The 20,778-nt window shown below is 54.1% G+C and carries 20 protein-coding genes and 2 tRNA genes; 12 read left to right on the top strand and 10 right to left on the bottom strand.

Annotated elements, in window-relative coordinates:
- Window positions 1–349: 349 nt before the first annotated feature.
- Window positions 350–3,193 carry a UPF0182 family protein gene (locus tag QYC28_RS08360; protein ID WP_302679292.1) on the bottom strand — a complete coding sequence of 948 codons (2,844 nt, stop codon included), beginning with the start codon at window positions 3,191–3,193 and terminating at the stop codon, window positions 350–352.
- Window positions 3,194–3,295: 102 nt separating this feature from the next.
- Between QYC28_RS08360 and QYC28_RS08355 the strand changes: the two genes are divergently transcribed.
- Window positions 3,296–3,835 carry a peroxiredoxin gene (locus QYC28_RS08355; RefSeq protein ID WP_302678622.1) on the top strand — a complete coding sequence of 180 codons (540 nt, stop codon included), beginning with the start codon at window positions 3,296–3,298 and terminating at the stop codon, window positions 3,833–3,835.
- A 4-nt stretch (window positions 3,836–3,839) separates the two neighbouring features.
- Here QYC28_RS08355 and QYC28_RS08350 read toward each other — a convergent pair whose 3' ends face one another.
- A complete protein-coding gene (locus QYC28_RS08350) occupies window positions 3,840–4,685 on the bottom strand; it encodes a lipopolysaccharide assembly protein LapB (RefSeq protein WP_302679291.1) in 846 nt (281 codons plus the stop codon).
- Between the two features lie 122 nt (window positions 4,686–4,807).
- On the opposite strand from QYC28_RS08350, the gene QYC28_RS08345 reads away from it, so the two are divergent.
- From QYC28_RS08345 to QYC28_RS08335, 3 genes are all read left to right on the top strand, one after another.
- The gene (locus QYC28_RS08345) at window positions 4,808–5,035 is read left to right on the top strand and encodes a hypothetical protein (protein WP_149819916.1); all 228 of its coding nucleotides are present in this window, start codon (window positions 4,808–4,810) and stop codon (window positions 5,033–5,035) included.
- A 12-nt stretch (window positions 5,036–5,047) separates the two neighbouring features.
- Window positions 5,048–6,073 (top strand): ABC transporter permease, encoded by a 1,026-nt coding sequence (locus tag QYC28_RS08340; RefSeq protein ID WP_149819914.1) that lies wholly within the window; start codon window positions 5,048–5,050, stop codon window positions 6,071–6,073.
- Window positions 6,074–6,143: 70 nt separating this feature from the next.
- A complete protein-coding gene (locus tag QYC28_RS08335; protein ID WP_149819912.1) occupies window positions 6,144–6,581 on the top strand; it encodes a peroxiredoxin in 438 nt (145 codons plus the stop codon).
- Window positions 6,582–6,649: 68 nt separating this feature from the next.
- On the opposite strand, the gene QYC28_RS08330 is transcribed toward QYC28_RS08335, so the two are convergent.
- Window positions 6,650–6,736 (bottom strand) — tRNA-Ser (locus QYC28_RS08330).
- Window positions 6,737–6,830: 94 nt separating this feature from the next.
- Here QYC28_RS08330 and QYC28_RS08325 point away from each other — a divergent pair.
- Entirely contained in the window at window positions 6,831–7,514 is a 684-nt protein-coding gene (locus QYC28_RS08325) for an O-methyltransferase (protein ID WP_190278033.1), read from the top strand.
- A 33-nt stretch (window positions 7,515–7,547) separates the two neighbouring features.
- Here the strand turns inward: QYC28_RS08325 and QYC28_RS08320 are convergent, their stop codons facing one another.
- Together QYC28_RS08320 and QYC28_RS08315 are read right to left on the bottom strand one after the other, a co-directional pair.
- Window positions 7,548–7,901, bottom strand: a complete 354-nt coding sequence (locus QYC28_RS08320) for a hypothetical protein (RefSeq protein WP_149819908.1) — start codon at window positions 7,899–7,901, stop codon at window positions 7,548–7,550.
- Window positions 7,902–8,402, bottom strand: coding sequence for a HEAT repeat domain-containing protein (locus QYC28_RS08315; RefSeq protein ID WP_302679290.1), 501 nt, complete (start codon window positions 8,400–8,402; stop codon window positions 7,902–7,904).
- 63 nt (window positions 8,403–8,465) lie between these two features.
- Between QYC28_RS08315 and QYC28_RS08310 the strand changes: the two genes are divergently transcribed.
- Window positions 8,466–8,539 (top strand) — tRNA-Asp (locus QYC28_RS08310).
- Window positions 8,540–8,558: 19 nt separating this feature from the next.
- Here the strand turns inward: QYC28_RS08310 and QYC28_RS08305 are convergent.
- The gene (locus tag QYC28_RS08305) at window positions 8,559–9,137 is read right to left on the bottom strand and encodes a M23 family metallopeptidase (protein ID WP_149819904.1); all 579 of its coding nucleotides are present in this window, start codon (window positions 9,135–9,137) and stop codon (window positions 8,559–8,561) included.
- A gap of 107 nt (window positions 9,138–9,244) precedes the next feature.
- Between QYC28_RS08305 and QYC28_RS08300 the strand changes: the two genes are divergently transcribed.
- The gene (locus tag QYC28_RS08300; RefSeq protein WP_149819902.1) at window positions 9,245–9,508 is read left to right on the top strand and encodes a DUF3493 domain-containing protein; all 264 of its coding nucleotides are present in this window, start codon (window positions 9,245–9,247) and stop codon (window positions 9,506–9,508) included.
- On the opposite strand, the gene prmC is transcribed toward QYC28_RS08300, so the two are convergent.
- Window positions 9,505–10,380 (bottom strand): peptide chain release factor N(5)-glutamine methyltransferase, encoded by an 876-nt coding sequence (prmC, locus tag QYC28_RS08295; protein WP_149819900.1) that lies wholly within the window; start codon window positions 10,378–10,380, stop codon window positions 9,505–9,507. The two genes, QYC28_RS08300 and prmC, sit on opposite strands and share 4 nt — an antisense overlap.
- Before the next feature lie 78 nt (window positions 10,381–10,458).
- On the opposite strand from prmC, the gene QYC28_RS08290 reads away from it, so the two are divergent.
- Entirely contained in the window at window positions 10,459–10,812 is a 354-nt protein-coding gene (locus QYC28_RS08290) for a hypothetical protein (RefSeq protein ID WP_149819898.1), read from the top strand.
- On the opposite strand, the gene QYC28_RS08285 is transcribed toward QYC28_RS08290, so the two are convergent.
- The gene (locus QYC28_RS08285) at window positions 10,809–11,723 is read right to left on the bottom strand and encodes a DMT family transporter (protein WP_286668600.1); all 915 of its coding nucleotides are present in this window, start codon (window positions 11,721–11,723) and stop codon (window positions 10,809–10,811) included. The genes QYC28_RS08290 and QYC28_RS08285 overlap by 4 nt on opposite strands.
- The gene (locus tag QYC28_RS08280; protein ID WP_149819894.1) at window positions 11,710–13,509 is read right to left on the bottom strand and encodes an aspartate kinase; all 1,800 of its coding nucleotides are present in this window, start codon (window positions 13,507–13,509) and stop codon (window positions 11,710–11,712) included. Before QYC28_RS08280 ends, QYC28_RS08285 begins: the two co-directional genes overlap by 14 nt.
- 136 nt (window positions 13,510–13,645) lie before the next feature.
- Here QYC28_RS08280 and ftsH point away from each other — a divergent pair, with 136 nt between their 5' ends.
- From ftsH to purB, 4 genes are read left to right on the top strand one after another with little or no spacing between them, the layout of a single operon-like run.
- Window positions 13,646–15,574, top strand: coding sequence for an ATP-dependent zinc metalloprotease FtsH (gene ftsH, locus QYC28_RS08275; protein WP_190278031.1), 1,929 nt, complete (start codon window positions 13,646–13,648; stop codon window positions 15,572–15,574).
- An 11-nt stretch (window positions 15,575–15,585) separates the two neighbouring features.
- Window positions 15,586–17,733 (top strand): ATP-binding protein, encoded by a 2,148-nt coding sequence (locus QYC28_RS08270; protein WP_226971916.1) that lies wholly within the window; start codon window positions 15,586–15,588, stop codon window positions 17,731–17,733.
- Window positions 17,734–17,764: 31 nt separating this feature from the next.
- Window positions 17,765–18,853 carry an LOG family protein gene (locus QYC28_RS08265; protein ID WP_149819890.1) on the top strand — a complete coding sequence of 363 codons (1,089 nt, stop codon included), beginning with the start codon at window positions 17,765–17,767 and terminating at the stop codon, window positions 18,851–18,853.
- Between the two features lie 56 nt (window positions 18,854–18,909).
- The gene (purB, locus tag QYC28_RS08260; RefSeq protein ID WP_149819888.1) at window positions 18,910–20,205 is read left to right on the top strand and encodes an adenylosuccinate lyase; all 1,296 of its coding nucleotides are present in this window, start codon (window positions 18,910–18,912) and stop codon (window positions 20,203–20,205) included.
- Here the strand turns inward: purB and pyrE are convergent.
- A complete protein-coding gene (gene pyrE / locus QYC28_RS08255; protein WP_149819886.1) occupies window positions 20,202–20,771 on the bottom strand; it encodes an orotate phosphoribosyltransferase in 570 nt (189 codons plus the stop codon). The genes purB and pyrE overlap by 4 nt on opposite strands.
- Window positions 20,772–20,778: the final 7 nt, after the last annotated feature.

The following is a 20,778-nucleotide window of genomic DNA, read 5'->3' as shown; positions in this document are numbered from 1 at the left end:
AGATAAACAGCATAGAGACCCCATACTTAACCTGCTATCTAAGCAAAATACCCAAACAGAACAATGGCCTGAGTATCGAAAGTGAGTGCGCTTTTACCTGCATTTCTGCAACAAGTATGGGTCGGATTCTGGCAGCCTGCACTAGCTTCCAAGAGACAGACGGTGAAATAACAGGCTGAAGCCCAGCAGTCGATTGGTTATTACAGACCCCTCCTCTCGCCATTTAGTCAACCAAGGGGAAAAGCCCACTCCGAAACCATGGAATCTGTCACTGCTGATGAGAAATCAGGTGCTCCCATTACGGAAGTAATACCAATTAAACTATCTTTCAACGTTTCTGCGATGAAAGTTAATCAGGAAACAGTTTTTGCAAAGCCTCCTCTAGGGTAGGTGCCATCACAATCCGCTGGTTATCCATAACAATGACCCGTGCCAAGGTGGGCAGTTGATTTTGATCGGCTTCGAGGTAAATGGGTTCGACGTAGAGGAGCGATCGCTCGATGGGGATAATCAGAAGATTTCCCTGCACCGATCTTGACCCTTGGCGATTCCAGAGGGAAATTTGCTGTGAAATCATTGGGTCTTGATTGATCCGCGCCTCCATTTGTTCAGGGCCAAAAACCAGTTCTTGCTTGGGAAAGACGTACAGCAGGAGCTTTCCATAGTTTTGACCATCGGAGCGAGCCGCTAGCCAACCAATGAGGTTGGGACGATTCACGGGCGTAAAGGGAACAAGCAGAATAAACTCCTCAGTGTAGCCAATGGGCAGCTTGGTAATGAGATAGTAAGGGGCAACGGCTTGGGGTTTTTCGCGGTAAATCTCCTTGGGAATTTGCCAGAGGTCTTCGCGGTTGTAAAAGACCACGGGATCCGTCATGTGGTATTTCAGGAGTTGTTCCGACTGCACCTGCATCAAATCAATGGGATAGCGAATGTGGCGGTAGAGGCGGTGGGGCATGGCACTCAGGGGATGAAAGAGGGTTGGAAAAACCCGCTGCCACGTGCGAATTATGACATCGTCGGGTTCCACCACATAAAACGTGACATCGCCGTTATAGGCATCCACCACCACTTTGACAGAGTTGCGAATGTAGTTAAAGGAGTGCTCGCCGGGATCGCCATAGGGATAGTAGCGACTGACGGTATAGGCATCAATAATCCAGTAGAGATAGCTCACCCCTGTGGCGCTAGGACTGGCGGCAATGTCCTGTTCAGAGCGTGGATCGGCGACCACAAGGTAGGGTTCACTGTCAAAACGTAAAAAGGGGGCGATCGCCCGCACCCGCTCTTGAATTAAGCGACGAAAAAGTACCCGTGAGTCCGGTCGTAAATTGGGGGTCAACAGCAGTTGCCAGTCACCAAAATAGACACCGTAGACCAAGCGCCGCCACCAACTGGCAATGGGAACCCCCCCCGTACCGTCGTAGTGGTTATAGACATTTTCAGCGCCACGGGGAAAATCCAGCTCTGGAACCGCCGAAGGGGCAAAGACATAGGTATGGGTGAGTTCACCGTAGTAGATCCGGGGGTAGAAAAAGGGAATGCTTTCACGGATTTGCGGCGGATCGACCAGTAGCTCACCCGTATCGCCAATATCGCGGACAAAGTATTTGGGCAGACCATTGGCCTCGGCGGTATTCACGGGACTCATGGTGAAGCCATAGCCGTGGGTAAAGACCAAGTGCTCGTTAATCCAAGTACGGGCAAAGCGCTGAACCGCACTGTAGTCCACTTCGCGAGCGGCAATGAGGACTTGGCGAATTTCTGATTGGTCTTGCTCAGGGGATAGTTTGAGATAGTAGCGATCCAAAAAGGCCGCTGGAAACCGATAGTAGGAGCGCAGTTGTTGCAGTTGCCGGTTCGTTTCTAAAAGGGGGCGGGTATCCCAAAGGCGGATATTGCGGGTGGTGGCGGCGTTGGCAGCAATGATCTCAGCGTTGAGGTTATTTTCCGGCTGAAAGGGTTCGACCCGCATTTTTTCAAGGTTAAAGCCTTCGCGGGTGTGGGTAATGGTGCGTTGAATGTAGGGGAGTTCCCGTTGCAGTTGATTGGGTTGAACAATGGCCGCTTCAATGGCTGTGGGCAGGAGCCAATCGGCAATCAGGATGACCACTAAATAGCCCAATGTAAAGCCAAAGAGGCCGGGGGCGATCGGTCCTAGCCGCCGCTGCCCTTCACCGCCCCGTCGAATCGCTGACCAAGCCAGTAAACAGGCGACGCCAAAGGCCGAGGCTGAAAGCCAACCATAGAGGGGTAAGCGTACAGTGACGTCGGTATAGCCGGCGCCAAAGGCAGCCCCATTGGTCGAATAAAGAAGTTTATAGCGTTCTAGCCAGAAGCTAAAGGCCACTGTGGCAAAGACAAAGGCACTTAAGCCCTGTAAATGCCGCCGTTGCGATCGCACGAAGCCGAGGAATTTGCCATGACTGAGACTTTCATTGGCAAGGAGATAACCCAAGGCCGTTCCCCCTAAGCCGACAACACTGAGGTTCACCAGCCATAGGCGCAACAGTTCCCACAGGGGGATTTCAAACAGGTAAAAGCTAATGGAATGGCGAAATAGCGGTTCCGTATGGGGATCACTGGCGGCAAACAGTCCCTTGAGCACCACTGACCAGCTGAGGCTGGCGATCGCCCCCATCGCGAGGCTTAAGAGCATGCCCAATCCTTGAAAGAGGCGCACAGGCAACCACAGCCCCAGTAGCAATGCTGCCAAACTCGGCACTAATAGCCAAGGATTCTGCACCACTTGCAGTGATAGCTCTGCCACCCGCCAGACACTCAATTGCGGCAGCAGAGGGCTGTTAAAGGTGATTTCTGAACGCTGTTGCCACAGTTGCAGCGCGATCGCCCCAATGTGGTAAGTAGCAACAATTAGCAGCCAAATGAGACCACTGGCACACAACAAAAGCCGCCACAGCCCCAGCCCCCGATAGGTACTCTGGGCGGTCAGGGTGGGATCGAGGGTCACGGTGCGTTGCCGCAGGAGCCAGCGTTGCTGCCAGCCATAGAACAGTGCCGATACCCCCGCAACCGCCAGAAACAGTAAAGCTTGGACACTCCAGCGCTGCCAGACCACCGCCAAATAGCCCAGTTGATCAAACCAGAGACTTTCGGCAATCAAGCGGCACAGCCCCACCCCAAGGGCGATCGCCAGCACGAGGCCAGAGAGCCAGCGCAACCAACGGGGCATAAACTGTACAACGGAGAGGGACGGCATCAACCTCGAAAAATCGTTAAAACTACGGTACAGTGCAGCTAGATGCTTTCCTAAGGCCAGTTTAGCGATTCAACTATGTGCTTGCGCTCCCTACTTGTTAGCCTTTTGAGTATCATTTTGCTTCTTGGCGCCCCTGCTCCAAGTTTGGCCCTTGGCGGTGAATTGCCGCCCCTCAATGCCCCAGCACCCGACTTTTCTCTTCCCAGCAGTGTCGATGGCCAGCCCATTTCCCTGAAGGATTATCGCGGCAAGTGGGTGGTGCTGTACTTTTACCCCAAGGACTTTACCTCTGGCTGTACCCTCGAAGCCCAACGCTTTCAGCGGGATATTGAGCAATTTCATGCCCACAATGCTGAAGTCATTGGCGTCAGTGCCGACTCCGTGGACTCCCACGAAGATTTCTGTGACAGTGAAGGCTTGACCTTTCCCCTCCTCTCTGACCCCGATGGCCGCGTCAGCAAGGCCTATGGCTCGTGGTTGGGGTTTGTCTCGCTGCGCCACAGTTTCATCATTGATCCTGAGGGGATATTGCGCGAGCGGTTTGTCAAAGTGAATCCCGCGATCCACAGTCAGGAAGTACTGGCTCGCCTAGAGGAACTGCAACAGCAAGTTTAGGCCTCTATTGCTGTGGCGGGGGTTCAGGGGTTGCTGGAGATTCCTTTTGCACCTGCTGCGCTGCCTGCTGAATGGCATCTTTATATTTGGCGGGTGCAAGTTCCACGGCTTTGGCATACAGAGGCGCAGCTTCTGTCTTTTTCCCCTGTTCCGTCAGTGCCATCGCTTGGGCAAGCACCGGGCGAAAATCGTTGGGGTTTTCTTTGCCCAGATTTTGGAAGAGGGTCAGCGCCTCATCGTAGCGTTTTTGCGCCATATAGACATCGCCAAGGAGAAGTTGTACCGCCGTGACATCGACGCTCCCTGGTTGGACTTTGTTGGCTTGCTCTGCCCCTTGCAGGGTCTCTTCAATCAAACCAATAGCCGCTTGGGGACGATTTTCCTTGAGGTAGAGATCCACAAGCCCCCGCAGGGCATTGAGGTTCCCCGGAGATTTAGCAAGAACCCCCTGAAAGGTTTGGGCAGCCCCCTCGCGATCGCCCGTTTGCTGCTGTGCCTGTCCCAGCAGAATCGCATAATCGGTTTGTTCGGGGCGCTGAGCAGCTAAGCGGCGCAGGGGGTCAATGACGCTAGCAATTTCTCCTTTGCCCAGTTGAATCAGTTGCAGCCGAGCCAGCACCAACCCTTCTAAGGCTGTGGCATTGTTGGGTTCACGCTCCAGCACCAGTTGGTAGCCTTTTTCTTGGGCTTGCAGTTCGGCAACTTTGTCAGTGGCGGCGGGACTGGCCACAGGGCTAGGGGTAGCTTGGGGTGACGTAAAGGCACTGGTGAGTAGGGGCATGACAGAAATGGCGATGAAGGGAATCATCCCCAACACCAACACTAAAAGAGTGATCCATTTCTTGCGCATTCTGCCTCCTGCCCAACGTTTGCCTTGCCAGTACGATTCTAGCCTAGGGGGTAGGGCAATCATTGCCAATTTTTGCGTGGCTTCCCCTTGCTAAAATTTGAAGGATTCCTCGGAGAGCTGCCATGAGCGAACTAACGCCAGAAACGATTAATTGTGCAGAGGCCTGTGTCAATGGCTGTGTCCTTGGCGATCGCTGTCCCAACCGTGAGTACATTGCTGCCGCCACCAAGTTTATGAATGATACGCCCCTCGATCAAATTCTGCAAATTGCAGCGGATAGCTATCCCAAACGTCTTTTGGCCTCGATTGAGCGCGATCGCCAGCGAGCGGCGAACCCACCCCAAGAATAACTCGAGCAATTCATGTCTCGTCTGCGGGCATTGCAGGGGTACCTGCTCCTGCGGCTTTTACTGGCGCCGCTGATGCTGTGGACGATTGTCACCGTCGTCTTTTTGCTGCTGCGAGCCACGCCGGGGGATCCCGTGGATGCGATTTTAGGTCCCCGTGCTCCGGCGGCTGTCAAAGAGGCCTTGCGAGAACAATTGGGCTTGGCTCAACCCCTGTGGCAGCAATACTTGACTTACTTAGGGCAACTCCTGCGATTTGATCTGGGAACCTCCCTCACCAGTCAAGGGGAAGCCGTCACGAGTATCATTGCTCAGCATTTTCCTGCAACGGCAGAATTAGGCCTTGCGAGTCTGGCGATCGCCTTTGGTTTAGGGGTGCTCATTGGCAGTCTGGCTGCGGTCAAATCTGGCACTGCTTGGGATATCGGAGGGCGTCTCTTTGGCATCATCACCTATGCTTTGCCCCTCTTTTGGCTGGGGATGCTCTTGCAACTGCTCTTTGCGGTGAATCTGCGTTGGCTTCCCTTGGGTACCCGCTACCCAATCACGGAAACACCCCCCCAAGGTCCCACAGGGCTGTATCTGCTGGATGCGCTCCTGAATGGCAATCTCCACCAACTGGGAACTGCTTTTAGTTACTTGCTCCTGCCTGCATTGACGCTGGCGATCGTCCTCAGTGGTATCTTTGAGCGCATTGTGCGGGTGAATCTCAAGCAAACCCTAGTGGCCGATTATGTGGAAGCCGCCCGTGCCCGTGGTATCCCTGAGCATCGGATTCTCATTCACCATGCCCTCAAGAATGCCCTGATTCCGGTGATCACGGTTTTGGGGCTGACCCTTGCGAGCCTCTTGGGGGGAGCCGTGTTGACAGAGGTGACGTTTTCTTGGCCGGGGTTGGGTCAGCGACTCTACGAGGCGATCGCGCTGCGGGACTATCCAACCGTACAGGGCATTGTGGTTTTCTTTGCCGTGATTGTGGTCGCCGCCAGTATTCTCGTTGACTTGCTCAATGCTTGGATTGACCCCCGCATCCACTACTAATTTTTTGGCACCTGCCGATAAAATAAAGAACAAGCAAGTAATAAAACTTAACATTAGGAGGTTATCCCCCATGGCTTTAGCCGTTGGTACACCCGCCCCCGCCTTTACTGCCAAGGACACCCACGGCAATACGGTGTCCCTCAGCGACTTTGCGGGCAAAACTGTGGTGCTCTACTTCTACCCTAAGGATGACACCCCCGGCTGCACCAAAGAGGCCTGTAGCTTCCGTGACAACTATGCTGCCTATCAGGGCAAAGATATTGTCGTTTTGGGGGTGAGTACCGACGACGAAACCTCACACCAAAAGTTTACCGAGAAATTCAATCTCCCCTTCCCCCTCTTGGCAGATGTGGATAAATCCATTATTAAAGCCTACGATGTGGACGGCGGCGGCTACGCCAAGCGAGTTACCTATGTCATTGACGGCAATGGCATCATTACCCATGTCTATACCAGCGTCAAAACCGATACCCACGCCACCGACATTTTGGCGGATCTCGGCTTATAGGTGACTCTAAAAAGTCATCATTGGGTCAGGCGGCTGGAGAGGTTCTGGCTGCCTTTTTGTTGATTGAACGGAGAGAGAGGGATTCGAACCCTCGGTGACATCACTGCCACACTCGATTTCAAGTCGAGCGCATTCGACCACTCTGCCATCTCTCCCAGCATCCTATATTGTAACCTCAGCTAGGATAAGGTAGAGCCCCAAGAAGTCGCTGCCGGAAATACTCCCATGAGTTTTAGTCCAGAGTACCTAATGACAACAGAACCCCTAGCCCATAACCAGCAAAAGATGGAAAGCTATTTTGGGGATTTTTTTGGCCTGATGCGGAAAGCACTCGTTGCTGGTGGTTCAGAACTGGGGTTGGGGATGACACTTTTTTCTCTGGCGGTGAGTATTCGTGCTACTCGCATCATTGAAATTGGCCGCTTTAAGGGATTTTCAACTCTCTGTCTAGCAAGTGCCCTACGATTCATTGATATTGGCTGGCAAGAACCACAACAACATAAGCAGCGACCTGACATCAATTACAACGAATTTGAAGCGCCGAAAAAACGACAACTGCTTTCAATTGATCCATTTCCAACCAAGGAAGCTGAGGAATTAATTCTTGAAGCAAATCTTGAAAACTATGTTGAATTTATTAATACCCGCTCAGATGAAGTCACGATTGACGGTTTAGTTGATCTCATTTTCATTGATGGTGATCACAGTTATGAAGGGTGCAAAGCGGATGTCTTCAATTATGTACCGTGGTATTTACGACCGGGGGGATACTTTATTTTACACGACTACTATGGCTGGTATGATGCCGCAGGGAATAATAACTCACCCGTTAAGCAGGTCATTGATGAATTGATTGCAGAGGAACTATTTGAGCATATCTTAATTGATACTGGCTATCAATCTTTTACCGTTTTTAGAAACTCCAATCCTTAGTAGACCACTTTCCTTAGCTTCTATGAGTCAACCCTAACTCTGAGATAGATATTCGTTAATGTTCAGTTCATCACTAACATTGATATTGGGGTTTTCCTCATCGGGATAGAATACAATTTCTAATCGTACTCTACCCTTATGCCAACCCGTCTTATCGAGCATCATAACTCTTGCTGAGCAACCTCTAACTAATGGTGGAATCAATCTAGCATCATTAAAAATAAGATTTAGAAATTCTTCTGGATAAGTAATATCAGTATTACGCTGTTTGTAAATAATCCTTGAGTTATCATCTTCATTCGGGATAAAACGAATGACCTCTTCGCGATCAAGAACATGGCAGTTTGTATTCATAAGTGCTGGTACAGATTTTATTGAGTCTTTCACTTAGTATAGCCTAATCCTTGTCAAAATTAGGTTTCCTGCCTCGCTGATGGCGACAATTTGGCGATCGCGCCCAAACAAGGCACATCCCACCTGTAATGAAATGGCGCGCTCATCAATGCGGTTGGCAATGTGGCTGAGAATCTCAGGTAAGGCTTGGGGAGCCATTGTTGCTAAAAATTTGAGGGCAGCCTCAACCGTTGGTGCTTGCCACACCTGATGCAGAATCTCTGGGTCTAAGCCTGCAAGGGCACAAAAGGCGGTGAGAATTTCCTGGCGAGCATCCGCAAGGTGGTGATCCATTTCGCTGTCATGGAGCAGGCGATCGCGCAACAGGTCATGGGCTTGATCAAGGTTGACGTGCCTAAGGCTGGCAATTTGACTCACCGCAGCGTAGCGGACACGGGAATTTTCATCTTGGCTGAGGGGTTGAATGAGCCGAAAGGCATCGTTGGGGTCAAGGCTACGCAGTTGATTGATGCCCCGCAGGCGATCGCCCTGCAAGGCAAATTTAACCAGTTGACAAGGCTATGATTTTCCTGATAGTCTAAAAATCGCTCAAAAATTGGGACTGTAGTTCAATCGGTTAGAGCACCGCCCTGTCACGGCGGAAGTTGCGGGTTCGAGCCCCGTCAGTCCCGTTAGTTTTTAATCAGAAAGTTATCGTTGGGCTTGGCTACCATACATGGCCTGTAGAACCACGGCAGGGTTGACCAATTGCCCTCGGTGGCGGAGCGTCCAGTGAAGGTGAGGTCCGGTGGTGCGGCCTGTCATGCCCACGCGACCAATACGTGCCCCCGTGGGTACCCGCTGCCCCTCTAGGATGAAAAGGCCACCGGCGCGATCGACCATGGCTCGGCCTTGGGGGGTCTGCTCAACCCGCCCCATCATGTGGCAGTAAACGTGTTCCCAAGCCCCCGATTGAATTCGTACCAGTGTGCCACAGGCGGTGTGATCGGAAACTTCAATCACCTGCCCAACCCACCAATTACGGATATAGCTCCCTTGAGGAGCGGCAAAATCAAGGCCATTGTGAAATTCGGTCGTGGGTTCCCCTGTGGGCGATCGCCGGTAGCCAAAGGGAGAGGTATAGCCTTGGAAATTTTCCACAGGAAAGGAAGCATCGCTCCAGCGGAGTGTCCCTGCACCAGTATTTTGGGAGGGTTGACTGAGTTGGGGAATTGCAACCGTGCTACCCAAGGCGATCGCCAGTGCTACACTGATTCGCTGCCAATGCATATCAAACTCCTCACATCTCTTTTGGCCTACGGCCTTAGACCGTTATTGATGCACACCGTTCCCCATTGTAGGGACGTAGGATATTTTCAGGTGATGGGAAAATCAAAATGGCTACTCACAAACCGCAGCAACCGGCTGAAGTGACTCAATCAACCCTGCGCGATCGCCTGCGAGCCGAGGCAGCCGCTCCCTATCGGGGACTACGGCGCGTTTTCTATGCCGTTTTTGCCGCTTCCGGCCTCATGGGTGCCTTTATCCTTGGCCTCAAGGGATTGGCGGGCACTGCTGGTAACGATTTGGTGTGGAATCTGGCATTACAAATCGGAGTGGTTGCCCTGATGGTTGCCCTCTGGCGCTGGGATCGCGGCTAAACTGCTTGAGCGAGCAAAAAGCGATCGTGGCCACTGAGATCCCGAAGAATTTCCACTCGTTCATAGGCTTGGGTGGCCATTGCTAGCGCCGCCACAGCTTCCCCTTGGGTTGCCATCAATTCGATAAAGAGCCAGCCTTGGGGCTGAAGATACTCTGGCGCCGTCTCAACAATCTGACGAATCGCCTGCAAGCCATCCGCACCACCATCGAGGGCAAGGGGGGGTTCATGGTACTGCACCTCAGGTTGGAGAGTGGCCACTAGGCTGGTGGGAATATAGGGAGGATTACTGACGATGCCCTGCACCTGCCCTTGCAGATGGGTAAGGGGGGCAAACCAACTGCCAACATAGCAGCGCACGCGATCGCCCAAAGCGTACTTTTGAATATTGACTTGCGCGACCTCTAGGGCCTCAGGGCTACAATCTACAGCATGCACCAGCGCCGCCGCAAATAACCGCGCCAACCCAATAGCGATCGCCCCACTCCCTGTGCCCAAATCCAGCCAATGCCCCTGTTGTTGCCAAGGGGGTACCGTTACTGCCACCACTTCTAGGAGTTCCTCTGTTTCTGGCCGAGGAATCAACACACTGGGGGTGACAACTAATTCCAGATCGTGCCAGTGAACCGTACCAATGAGATATTGCAGGGGAACCCGCTCCTGCCAGCGGCGTTGCCAACGCTCTTGGAGTTCTGCAAGGGGCAGTTTTAGAGGAATCTCGGGCGGAAATCGGCGCAGGGTGATGTCAAGGGGACTCAACTGTGTGAAGGCACTGAGAAATTGTTTTAACTCCCGTAGGCCACTCTCGCGCTCAGGGGCTGGAATGATCGCCTGTGCCCAGTGCCACCATGCTTGGAGTGCCTCGCTACTCACGAATATATCTTGACCCTTGTTTTCTGAGGATACTCGTATCAAAATAGCCCTAGAATTTCTAACTGTGCCTTATCCACTGTGGCAGATTTTCAGGAACAGCTTCAACGTCTGCAAGAGCAACTGCAACGGGCGCAGGCGCGAGCAAATGAACTGCCGTCACTGGTTCCTGAACCGCCCCAACCGCCTGTAGATCCCGAAGCCCCGGAATGGGCGGATGAACGGGCACGGATTGAGGCCCGCGTGCGCAGTGAAACCTCTGTTGCCGAACTTCAGGCACAACTGATTGAAGCCCTCTTGGACAATGAACGGCTACGGCGTGCCCTAGAGGAGGAACGGCAAAATCATGCCCGTACCCGTGAGGGACTCATTACCGCCTTGGGGGATGCTTTGGATACCCTCAAACAGCGGCGGCGATCGCCGAAACCCCCCTAGGGACGAGGCCACAGTGCTACACTTAAACCCACCAGCACCAGACTGCCCCCCGTCATCACTGCCGTTGTCGGCACCTCACCAAACAGCAGCAGGGCAAAGAGACTCGCAGCAATCGGTTCTGCCAACACCAGAAGAGTTACCCATGTAGGGGAAAGCCAACGCACCCCCCAATTGAGACTGGTGTGCCCCACCAACTGGGGGATCAAAGCCAGCAGGAGAATCGCACCATAGAGCTTCAGCGGCCAACCTCCGTAAGTCAGACCCAGCAGTGGCGGCAGGGGCAAGAGAACCAAGGCAGCAGTGGCATAGGCAACAAGGGCGTAGTGGTGAATCGCCAGACCCGCCTTTTGAGCCGCTTGACCACAAATAAAGTAGGCACTGACCGCCCACGCCGCCGCGATCGCCAGCGCATTTCCGAGTAGGGGGTTCCTTGCGACAGCACTGGTCGGTTCTGCCGTCCCAATTAGGGCACTGCCACCAAGGGCGATCGCCATGCCCACCCAAGCACGGGGTTGAAGGGTTTGTCGCTGCCAAAGGTACCCGACGAGCGCCGACCAGATGGGCGTTGTGGTCACCAATGTGGTTGAGGCTGCCACCGAGGTGTAGTTCAGTGACGTAAACCAGAGACTAAAGTGCGCCGCAAGGGCAACCCCGGCCGCCAGTGCCCAACGCAGATTTTGGCGAGTCAGGTCTAGCCACGGCCACGTGTAAAATTGCGGGATCAAAAAGAGAGCAGCCAAACTCAGGCGACCACTGGCCAAGAAAATGCTCAACCCCACGGTCATGCCTAGGGAATCGGTGGCTAAACCAGCAACCCCCCAGCGCACCAGCACAGCAGCTGTAGAAACCGCCAACACGCCCACGCCGAGGACAAGGGCAATTTGCCAATGGGGCGGTCTATTTACCGACATCGGGAATGACGACGGGAGCCTCACCATCTAAACCAAAGGCTGTATGCACCGCCCGCAGCGCCCGCACCCCCTCCGATTCTGCCACCACACAACTCACGCGAATTTCCGAGGTGGCAATCATTTGAATGTTGATGTTTTCACGGGCGAGGGCCGCAAACATTTGGGCAGCAATCCCCGGCCGGTGGATCATCCCCACACCGACAATACTGACTTTGGCGATCGCTGTATCTATGAGGATGTCGCCGTAGCCCAATTGGCTCTGAACCCCCCTGAGCAGTTCCGTGGCTCGCTCGGCATCGGCAGAGGCCACCGTAAAGGCAATATCGCGGGTGATCACCCCCCCTAGGGAGCGCGATCGCTGAGATTGGATAATCATATCCACGCTAATGGCGGCATCCGCAAGGGTCTGGAAAATTGCCGCCGCCATACCGGGGCGATCGGGCACATCGCGAATCGCAATCCGCGCCTGCTTGGGATCAAGGGCAACGCCCCGCACCGGTGGGGCATCGGGGGTTTCCTGGGGGACAGTGGTGGCGGCTTCCACATCAAAGGTTTGGGAGAGAACAGCGATCGCTCGACCTGCATCCGCTGCGGCCACTGTACAACTGACATTCACTTCAGAGGTGGAAATCATTTGTAGGTTAATGCCCGCTGCCGCCAAGGCCGAAAACATCTGAGCGGCTACTCCCGGTCGGCCAATCATCCCTGCACCGGTGATACTCACCTTGGCAATGTCGGCATCCACGAGCACATCCGTCTCTTCAACCCGTGGATTCAAGCGGGGATAAAAGGCCACAGCAACAGCCTCGGCTTGTTTAAGAACGCGCTTTTGCACGGTGAAGGCAATATCGTTCGTTTGCCCTTCGTGAATGGATTGGATAATCAAATCCACATCAAGGTTTTGCCGTGCCAGTTCGCCAAAAAGCTGTGCCGCAACGCCGGGGCGATCGGCCACCCGCAGTAGTGCCACCTTCGCCTGATCCGTATCCAGCGCCACACCATCCACAGGTTTGCCCAGTTCAAGATTTTCCACGGGACGCGGCGGCCGCGATGGTGCAATGACACGGGTACCGGGATCATCCGTCCAACTGGAGCGCACCACCAAATCCACGCCATAGTTGCGGGCAATCTCCACGGCGCGGGGGTGCAAGACCTTTGCCCCTAGGCTCGCCAACTCCAGCATTTCATCGCAGGTAATCTCGCTCATGAGTTGGGCATTGGGCACCAGTCGCGGATCCGTGGTCAAAATGCCGGGGACATCGGTGTAAATTTCGCAGCAATCCGCCCGCAGCGCCGCCGCCAAGGCCACAGCCGAGGTATCCGAGCCACCCCGCCCAAGGGTGGTGACTTCAAAATCCGCAGCAGCAGTAATTCCCTGAAAGCCGGCCACAACCACCACTTGTCCTTCTTTGAGGTGCCGTTCGAGGCGCTGGGTCTCAATGTGGAGAATGCGGGCACGGGTGTGGGCCGGTTCGGTGACAATGCCCACTTGGGCACCGGTGAGGGAGATGGCGGGTTCCCCCAAGGCATGGAGCGCCATCGTCAATAGGGCGATCGAGACCTGCTCCCCCGTGGAAAGCAGCATATCCATTTCCCGCTGACTGGGGCGATCGCTAATGGCATAGGCCAGTTGCACCAAGCTATCCGTAGTTTTGCCCATGGCCGAGACCACCACCACTACCTGATGTCCCGCTGCCACAGTTGCCTTGACCCTGCGGGCTACCGCTTGAATGCGCTCGACACTACCGACGGACGTGCCGCCATACTTTTGTACAATCAGTCCCATGGGCGTTCTAAAGAGAATGCTGTCCTATTTTATATTTAGGGCGGTGATTCTTGGCTGTGGCTGACCCAAGGCGCTAGGGAACTAAAAAATCGCTGTTAAACTGGAAATTAGAACTGAATTTCGGAAACGGGTGCCGATGAAATACGCTCAACGCCTTTCCCAACGGCTGAGTCAACTGGCTTTGGTCGTGGGTCTCTCGTTAGCTCCCACTCACATTGGTTTAGCGCAATCGAGCAATAACAACACCGTTTCCTACAGTCAATTCCTCAATGCCCTCAAGGCGGGTGAAGTCAGCTCCGTCGAACTCTATCAGGAACAGGGGCTAGCCAAGTTTCGCCGTAAAGATCAACCCGAACAATCTCCCCCCCAAGAGGTACGGCTCTTTGATCGCAATCCTGAACTCGTAGAACTGCTGCGCCAAGTGAGTACCCGCTATGACACGACGGTGCGGGTGGTGCCCTCTAGCAGTGATGGGGCAGTGGTTGGCGTCATTTCTAACTTGATGCTGGGCTTCTTTCTGCTGATTTTATTCCTGATGATTTTGCGGCGGGCAAGTAATGCCCCCGGCGGCCCTGGGCAGATTCTCAACTTTGGCAAATCCCGCGCCCGCTTTCAAATGGAGGCACAAACGGGGGTGACCTTTGGCGATGTGGCCGGGATTGAAGAGGCCAAAGAAGAGCTGCAGGAAGTCGTGACCTTTCTCAAGAATTCAGAGAAATTTACCTCCATTGGTGCCCGTATTCCCAAGGGGGTGCTGCTAGTTGGGCCACCAGGAACCGGAAAAACGCTTCTTGCCAAGGCGATCGCCGGTGAAGCCGGGGTTCCCTTCTTTTCCATTTCTGGTTCTGAATTTGTGGAAATGTTTGTGGGCGTCGGTGCCTCCCGTGTGCGGGATCTCTTCAGAAAGGCCAAAGAAAACGCCCCTTGTCTGGTGTTTATTGATGAAATTGATGCCGTCGGTCGCCAACGGGGTGCCGGCATTGGCGGTGGCAATGATGAGCGCGAGCAAACCCTCAATCAACTCCTGACGGAAATGGATGGCTTTGAGGGGAATACGGGCATTATTGTCATTGCGGCAACGAACCGCCCCGATGTTTTGGATGCTGCCCTACTGCGTCCGGGTCGCTTTGACCGCCAAATTACCGTTGATTTGCCCAGCTACAAGGGACGCCTGCAAATTCTCCAAGTCCATGCGCGGGACAAGAAAATTGCTCCCGAGGTGTCCCTAGAGGCGATCGCCCGCCGTACTCCCGGCTTTTCGGGTGCCGAACTTGCCAACCTCCTCAATGAAGCCGCAATTCTCACTGCTCGGCGTCGCAAACCTGCCATTACCAATGCCGAAATTGACGATGCCATTGATCGCGTGACGATTGGCATGACGCTCACTCCCCTCCTCGACAGCAAGAAAAAGTGGCTGATTGCCTACCACGAAGTGGGTCATGCTCTACTGATGACGCTTTTGAAACATGCGGATCCCCTCAATAAAGTGACCATTATTCCCCGGTCTGGGGGCGTTGGCGGCTTTGCCCAGCAGATCTTTGATGAAGAGCGGGTGGATAGTGGCCTCTATACCCGTGCATGGCTCCTCGATGAGATCACCATTCTATTGGGGGGGCGCGCTGCCGAAGTGGAAATCTTTGGCGATGCTGAAGTCACCGTGGGTGCCAGTAGCGACTTGCGAGCAGTGGCCAATCTGGCGCGGGAAATGGTAACCCGTTACGGCATGTCGGATTTGGGACACTTAGCCCTTGAAACGCCGGGCAACGAGGTCTTTCTGGGTCGAGATCTCATGCCGCGCGCTGAATATTCTGAAGCTGTGGCCGTGCAAATTGACCACCAAGTGCGCGAGATTGTTATGCACTGCTACGAGATTGCCCGCAAACTGATCCGCGAGCATCGGGTGGCCATTGATAAGCTGGTGGAGCTGCTCCTTGAGAAGGAAACCATTGACGGTGATGAGTTCCGTGCCTTGGTGCGCCAATATACTACCCTACCTGTCAAAGAACCCACTTGGAAGGCGACAGCGACACCAGTATCCTTTCGTCAGAGTGCCCAGCCGTCCTAGACAAGGAGGCAATGGTGAGCCATGAGCGGCAGGCGGTTCGCCACCTGTTAGTCCTCGAAGACAGTGAGGGGCGGCGACCCATTTTGCTAGAGGCGGCAACCTATTCCATTGGCCGTGATCCAACGAATTCGATTGTGCTTCACTCCAAGATGGTCTCACGGCAGCACGCGATTTTGTTACGGGTGACTAGTCCTGAAACCAATAGCCATCTTTTTCGCCTCATTGATGGTGATTTGCAGGGCAAGCGCAGTACGAATGGCACTTTGGTTAATGGCCAGCGGATTGTTGCCCATGATTTGCGTAGCGGCGACATGATTGTGTTTGGCGGCGATGTGCGTGCCCGCTACTTGACCTTGACCAACATGACGGATACGGAGTTTCAGGATTTTTGCCGCAGTACTGATGTCTTAGGATTTCTTTCCAAAAGCACCAATCCCTTTGCAACGCTTGTCCCCCTCAGTGACGGCAATATCGAGAATTTTAGTGAAGCGGCCTTAGTGCGCTTGGCCTCCTATCCGGAGCTGACGCCCAACCCAATTTTGGAAGTGGATTTAGAGGGGAGGGTGACGTATCTCAATCCAGCGGCAGTGATGCAGTTTCGGGATCTACAGCAACAGAAGTTGACTCATCCTCTATTGCTGGGATTGCCGGAACTCGCACGCTACATGAAGCAAACCCAAGAAAAAGTGCATATGCGGGAGGTGGAGTACCAAGGGCGCATCTACGAGCAATCGATTCACTACATCTATGAAAGTGAGCTGATCCGCAGCTATGTCATGGATGTCACCGATCGCAAGCGAGCCGAGGAACAACTGCGCAACCAAGCCCGCCGTGAGGCCATCATTAACCGCATCATTCAAGCCATGCGCACCACCATGGTGGCAGCGGAAGTCCTGCAAATTACCGCTGATTTACTCCTAGAAGCCTTGGGATCGACCCTCTGCCTGATTACGCAAACCCATGCGCCCAATAGCCCTACCTATGCCAGCCGTCCTCAATTTGTCAGCTTACCCAACCACTTGATTGCGCTGAACCAGCAGGCGATCGCCCTCTTTGAACCCGCCCTCAGCAACGGTGAGCAGGTGGTCTTGGCGGCGAGTTGTACGGATTTACCGCAGCCGCTGCAAACGGATCTCAGAACCTTCAACGTCAACGCTTTGGTGATCACCCCGCTGATTTACCTCGGCCAACTCCTCGGGCAAATTACGCTCCTCGATTGGGAGTGGGAACCCAGTGAGGCAACGTCCGTTTTGGCGAGCGATCGCCAGCTTTGGCAACAAACTCTGCCCAAGTCTTGGACACCTGAAGATTTAAGCCTCGTCAAAACCATTGCCGATCAGTGTGCCCTCGCCATTCACCAAGCGCAGCTTTACCAACAGGTGCAAGAACTCAATGCGGATTTGGAGCGCCAAGTGCGCGCCCGTACTGCCGAACTGGAACAGAAAATGCAGGAGCTAGAGCGGCTCAATGCCATTAAGGATGATTTCTTGAGCACCGTTTCCCACGAGTTACGTACCCCCATGGCCAATATGAAAATGGCCATCTATATGCTGAAGCAATTTGCCACCGACGATCGCCAGAAACGCTACCTCGACATTCTCGCCAATGAGTGCAACCGCGAAACGGAATTGATCAATGATTTGCTGGATCTGCAACGCCTAGAGGCAGGGCGCAGCCAGATTCAACAGGAGGTGATTGATCTCGACAGTTGGCTGCCCTCGGTGCTCGAACCCTTCCGCAACCGCATGCAACAGCGGCAGCAATCCCTTGAGATTTTGCGCCCCGCCACGTTGCCGCCCCTCCTCTCCAACCGCCATGCCTTAGCCCGCATCTTGGCAGAGTTACTCAACAATGCCTGTAAGTACAGCCCTGCTGGCGCACAGATTGTTGTCCGTTTTGATCCAATCGGGGGCGATCGCCTGCAAATTCAAGTGAGTAATCCCTCAGAGATTCCTAGTGAGGAGCTACCGCGCATCTTTGAAAAGTTTTATCGCATTCCCAATGCCGATCCGTGGCAACAGGGGGGAACAGGTTTAGGCCTTGCCCTCACCCAAAAACTCGTGGAGCAATTGCAGGGTGAAATTAGCGCCGACAGTGAAGCGGGCATTACCACCTTTACCCTCAGCCTACCCACTGCATCAGGTGATCCCGCTGCCTGATAAAATAGGGTGCTAACGTTCTTAGGGTGCCATGACCCTTTCGCGAGTCGCTTTAAGTAGCCTACAGCAAGACCTTGAACAGTTAATTCGTCGCTTGGATAGTGTGCCCCACGGCGACGTGATTTACCAAGCCCTGCAACTTTTTCTGGATATTGCCGATGAGGAACTGGAACGACTAGATTGGAAGATTCTGCGTTCCTGCCTGCGGGATATGCACCAAGCCCTGCGGGTCTTTGCCCCCTATCGCCATACCCGCAAAATTTCGATCTTTGGCTCCGCCCGCACCCCCTCCACCGCGCCAGTCTATGAAATGGCGGTGCGCTTTGCTCAAGCGGCGAGTGCCACGGGGTTTATGATTATCACCGGTGCCGGGGGTGGCATCATGGAGGCTGGCAACAAAGGGGCAGGCCCCAATAAGTCCTTTGGCCTGAACATTGAACTCCCCTTTGAGCAGGGTGCCAATCCCTACATTGAAGGGGATCCGCGTCTGATTCACTTTAAGTACTTCTTTACGCGCAAGCTCTTTTTGCTCAAGGAAACCGATGCCATTGCCGTCTTCCCCGGTGGCTTTGGCACCCAAGATGAAGCCTTTGAATGCTTGACCCTCTGCCAAACGGGCAAAGCCCCCCCTAAGCCCTTGGTCTTGATGGACATTGCCGGTGGTACCTACTGGCAACATTGGGATCGGTTTATTCGTGAAGAACTGGCAGCCAAGGGACTGATTAACGGTGAAGATCAGGAACTCTACCGCATCTGCACCAGTGTTGAGGAAGGTTTAGCCTATCTGAGTGGCTTTTATCGTGTCTATCACTCTAGCCGCTATGTGGGCGATCGCTTGGTGCTGCGGTTGAACCAAGACATTAGTGATGCCGCCTTGGCAGAACTCAATCGCGATTTTCAAGACATCCTCGTGTCGGGGCAGATTGAACGCACTGAACCGTTGCCTCGGGAAGTGGAAGACGAGCAACCCATTAACCGCCCTGCCTTGACCCACACGCTCCACCTGCCGCGATTGATCCTGCACTTTAACCAGCGGGACTACAGCCGTCTTTACCAACTCATCTATCGCCTCAATGGCTTTGCCACGGCGGAAACTGTGTACCATCCCGAACGCAAATAGGCGATCGCCATTCGATTAGCTTGCAGTTTTTGATCACTCTAGATAAGCACACGCCCATGATCGAACGCTATACCCTTGCCCCAATGGGGAACCTCTGGACGGATGCCTACAAATTCAAAACATGGCTCGATGTTGAGATTGCGGTCTGCGAAGCCCAAGCCGAACTGGGACATATTCCTGCTGACGCCGTCGCTGAAATCAAAGCCAAGGCCAAGTTTGACCCCCAACGGGTGCTGGAAATTGAGGCAGAGGTAAAGCACGATGTCATTGCCTTCCTCACCAATGTCAACGAAAATGTTGGCGATGCCGGACGCTATATTCACCTTGGCTTGACCAGTTCCGATGTCCTCGACACCGGTTTAGCCCTGCAATTGGTGGCCAGTCTCAGCCTGATCCAAGAGCAGTTGGAGCAGCTCATTCAGGCAGTGCGCCACCGTGCCCAAGAACATCGCTATACGGTGATGGTGGGACGCAGCCATGGGATTCACGCCGAGCCAATTACGTTTGGTTTTAAGCTAGCTGGCTGGTTGGCGGAATTGCTGCGCCATCGCGATCGCCTGTGCCAATTGCAGCGCACCGTGGCCGTAGGCAAAATTTCGGGGGCAGTGGGCACTTATGCCAATGTGGATCCGCGTGTAGAGGCGATCGCCTGCCAAAAACTCGGTCTCCAACCCGATACCGCTTCAACACAGGTGATTTCCCGCGATCGCCATGCCGACTATGCCCAAACCCTTGCCCTCTTGGGAGCCAGCCTCGAGCGCTTTGCTGTTGAGATTCGCAATCTTCAGCGCACCGATGTCCTTGAAGTCGAGGAATTCTTCTCAAAGGGACAAAAAGGCTCCTCTGCTATGCCCCATAAACGCAATCCCATTCGTTCCGAACGACTGACCGGTCTAGCGCGGGTGCTGCGGGGGAATGCCTTGGCTGCCCTTGAAAATGTTGCCCTCTGGCATGAGCGGGATATTTCCCACAGTGCAGTGGAACGGGTGATTTTGCCCGATAGCTCAATTCTCAGCCACTTTATGCTGGTGGAAATGACTGACTTGGTGCAGACGCTACAGATCTACCCCGAAAATATGCGCCGCAATATGAACTGCTACGGCGGTGTCATCTTTAGTCAGCGGGTGCTCTTGGCGCTGGTGGAGAAGGGGCTGAGTCGCGAAGCCGCCTATGCCTTGGTGCAAAAACACGCCCATGCTGCTTGGAATCAACCCAATGGCGATTTTGCAGCCAACCTCAAAGGGGATCCAGAGATTCAGCGCTACCTGACACCAGAAGAACTCGAGGCCTGCTTTAACCCTGAACATCACCTCAAGCACCTCGAGGAAATTTACCAGCGGTTGGGAATTTAGACCGCATTGAGGTAGGCTTCGAGGTCGCTAATCCGAAAGAGCGATCGCAGGGGTATTCCTTGAGCGGCAAAGGCAGCTTCCCCGCCCGCTTGGCGATCGACAATGGCCAGAACCTCATTGACCACATAGCCTGCCTCTTGGAGCCGCAGCACCGCCTTGAGGGCAGACCCCCCCGTCGTGATCACATCCTCAAGCACCGTGACCACCGCCCCTTGGGGCAAGGGGGGACCTTCAATAAAGCTCATCGTGCCGTGGCCTTTGGCTTCCTTGCGCACAATCAGCGCTGCCCGATCCTGCCCCTGCACATTGGAGAGCACGCTCACTGCCACCACCAAGGGATCTGCCCCAAGGGTGAGACCCGCCACCGCCACCGCTTCAGGGGCTAACTGCGCCAAGAAGAGCCGCCCCACAAGGTAAGCGCCCCGCGCTGATAGGGTCACGGGTTTGCAGTTGATGTAGTAGTGGCTTTTTTGGCCAGAGGAAAGGATAAACTCGCCGGCACGGTAGGCATCGCGGCACAGAAGCGCCAAGAGTTCCTGACGCAGGTCAGCAAGGGAATCGTGCATAGGGTTC

This window comes from Thermosynechococcus sp. HY596, from assembly GCF_030518715.1.
Taxonomy (GTDB): domain Bacteria; phylum Cyanobacteriota; class Cyanobacteriia; order Thermosynechococcales; family Thermosynechococcaceae; genus Thermosynechococcus.
This window is presented reverse-complemented; position numbering and strand designations above follow the sequence as displayed.

What these genes read in the sequence shown, in the direction of transcription:
- QYC28_RS08360 (WP_302679292.1), bottom strand. Translation starts at nt 3,193, where the DNA reads ATGCCCCGTTGGTTGCGCTGGCTCTCTGGCCTCGTGCTGGCGATCGCC.
- QYC28_RS08355 (WP_302678622.1), top strand. Translation starts at nt 3,296, where the DNA reads ATGTGCTTGCGCTCCCTACTTGTTAGCCTTTTGAGTATCATTTTGCTT.
- QYC28_RS08350 (WP_302679291.1), bottom strand. Translation starts at nt 4,685, where the DNA reads ATGCGCAAGAAATGGATCACTCTTTTAGTGTTGGTGTTGGGGATGATT.
- QYC28_RS08345 (WP_149819916.1), top strand. Translation starts at nt 4,808, where the DNA reads ATGAGCGAACTAACGCCAGAAACGATTAATTGTGCAGAGGCCTGTGTC.
- QYC28_RS08340 (WP_149819914.1), top strand. Translation starts at nt 5,048, where the DNA reads ATGTCTCGTCTGCGGGCATTGCAGGGGTACCTGCTCCTGCGGCTTTTA.
- QYC28_RS08335 (WP_149819912.1), top strand. Translation starts at nt 6,144, where the DNA reads ATGGCTTTAGCCGTTGGTACACCCGCCCCCGCCTTTACTGCCAAGGAC.
- QYC28_RS08325 (WP_190278033.1), top strand. Translation starts at nt 6,831, where the DNA reads ATGACAACAGAACCCCTAGCCCATAACCAGCAAAAGATGGAAAGCTAT.
- QYC28_RS08305 (WP_149819904.1), bottom strand. Translation starts at nt 9,137, where the DNA reads ATGCATTGGCAGCGAATCAGTGTAGCACTGGCGATCGCCTTGGGTAGC.
- QYC28_RS08300 (WP_149819902.1), top strand. Translation starts at nt 9,245, where the DNA reads ATGGCTACTCACAAACCGCAGCAACCGGCTGAAGTGACTCAATCAACC.
- QYC28_RS08285 (WP_286668600.1), bottom strand. Translation starts at nt 11,723, where the DNA reads ATGTCGGTAAATAGACCGCCCCATTGGCAAATTGCCCTTGTCCTCGGC.
- QYC28_RS08280 (WP_149819894.1), bottom strand. Translation starts at nt 13,509, where the DNA reads ATGGGACTGATTGTACAAAAGTATGGCGGCACGTCCGTCGGTAGTGTC.
- ftsH (WP_190278031.1), top strand. Translation starts at nt 13,646, where the DNA reads ATGAAATACGCTCAACGCCTTTCCCAACGGCTGAGTCAACTGGCTTTG.
- QYC28_RS08270 (WP_226971916.1), top strand. Translation starts at nt 15,586, where the DNA reads ATGGTGAGCCATGAGCGGCAGGCGGTTCGCCACCTGTTAGTCCTCGAA.
- QYC28_RS08265 (WP_149819890.1), top strand. Translation starts at nt 17,765, where the DNA reads ATGACCCTTTCGCGAGTCGCTTTAAGTAGCCTACAGCAAGACCTTGAA.
- purB (WP_149819888.1), top strand. Translation starts at nt 18,910, where the DNA reads ATGATCGAACGCTATACCCTTGCCCCAATGGGGAACCTCTGGACGGAT.
- pyrE (WP_149819886.1), bottom strand. Translation starts at nt 20,771, where the DNA reads ATGCACGATTCCCTTGCTGACCTGCGTCAGGAACTCTTGGCGCTTCTG.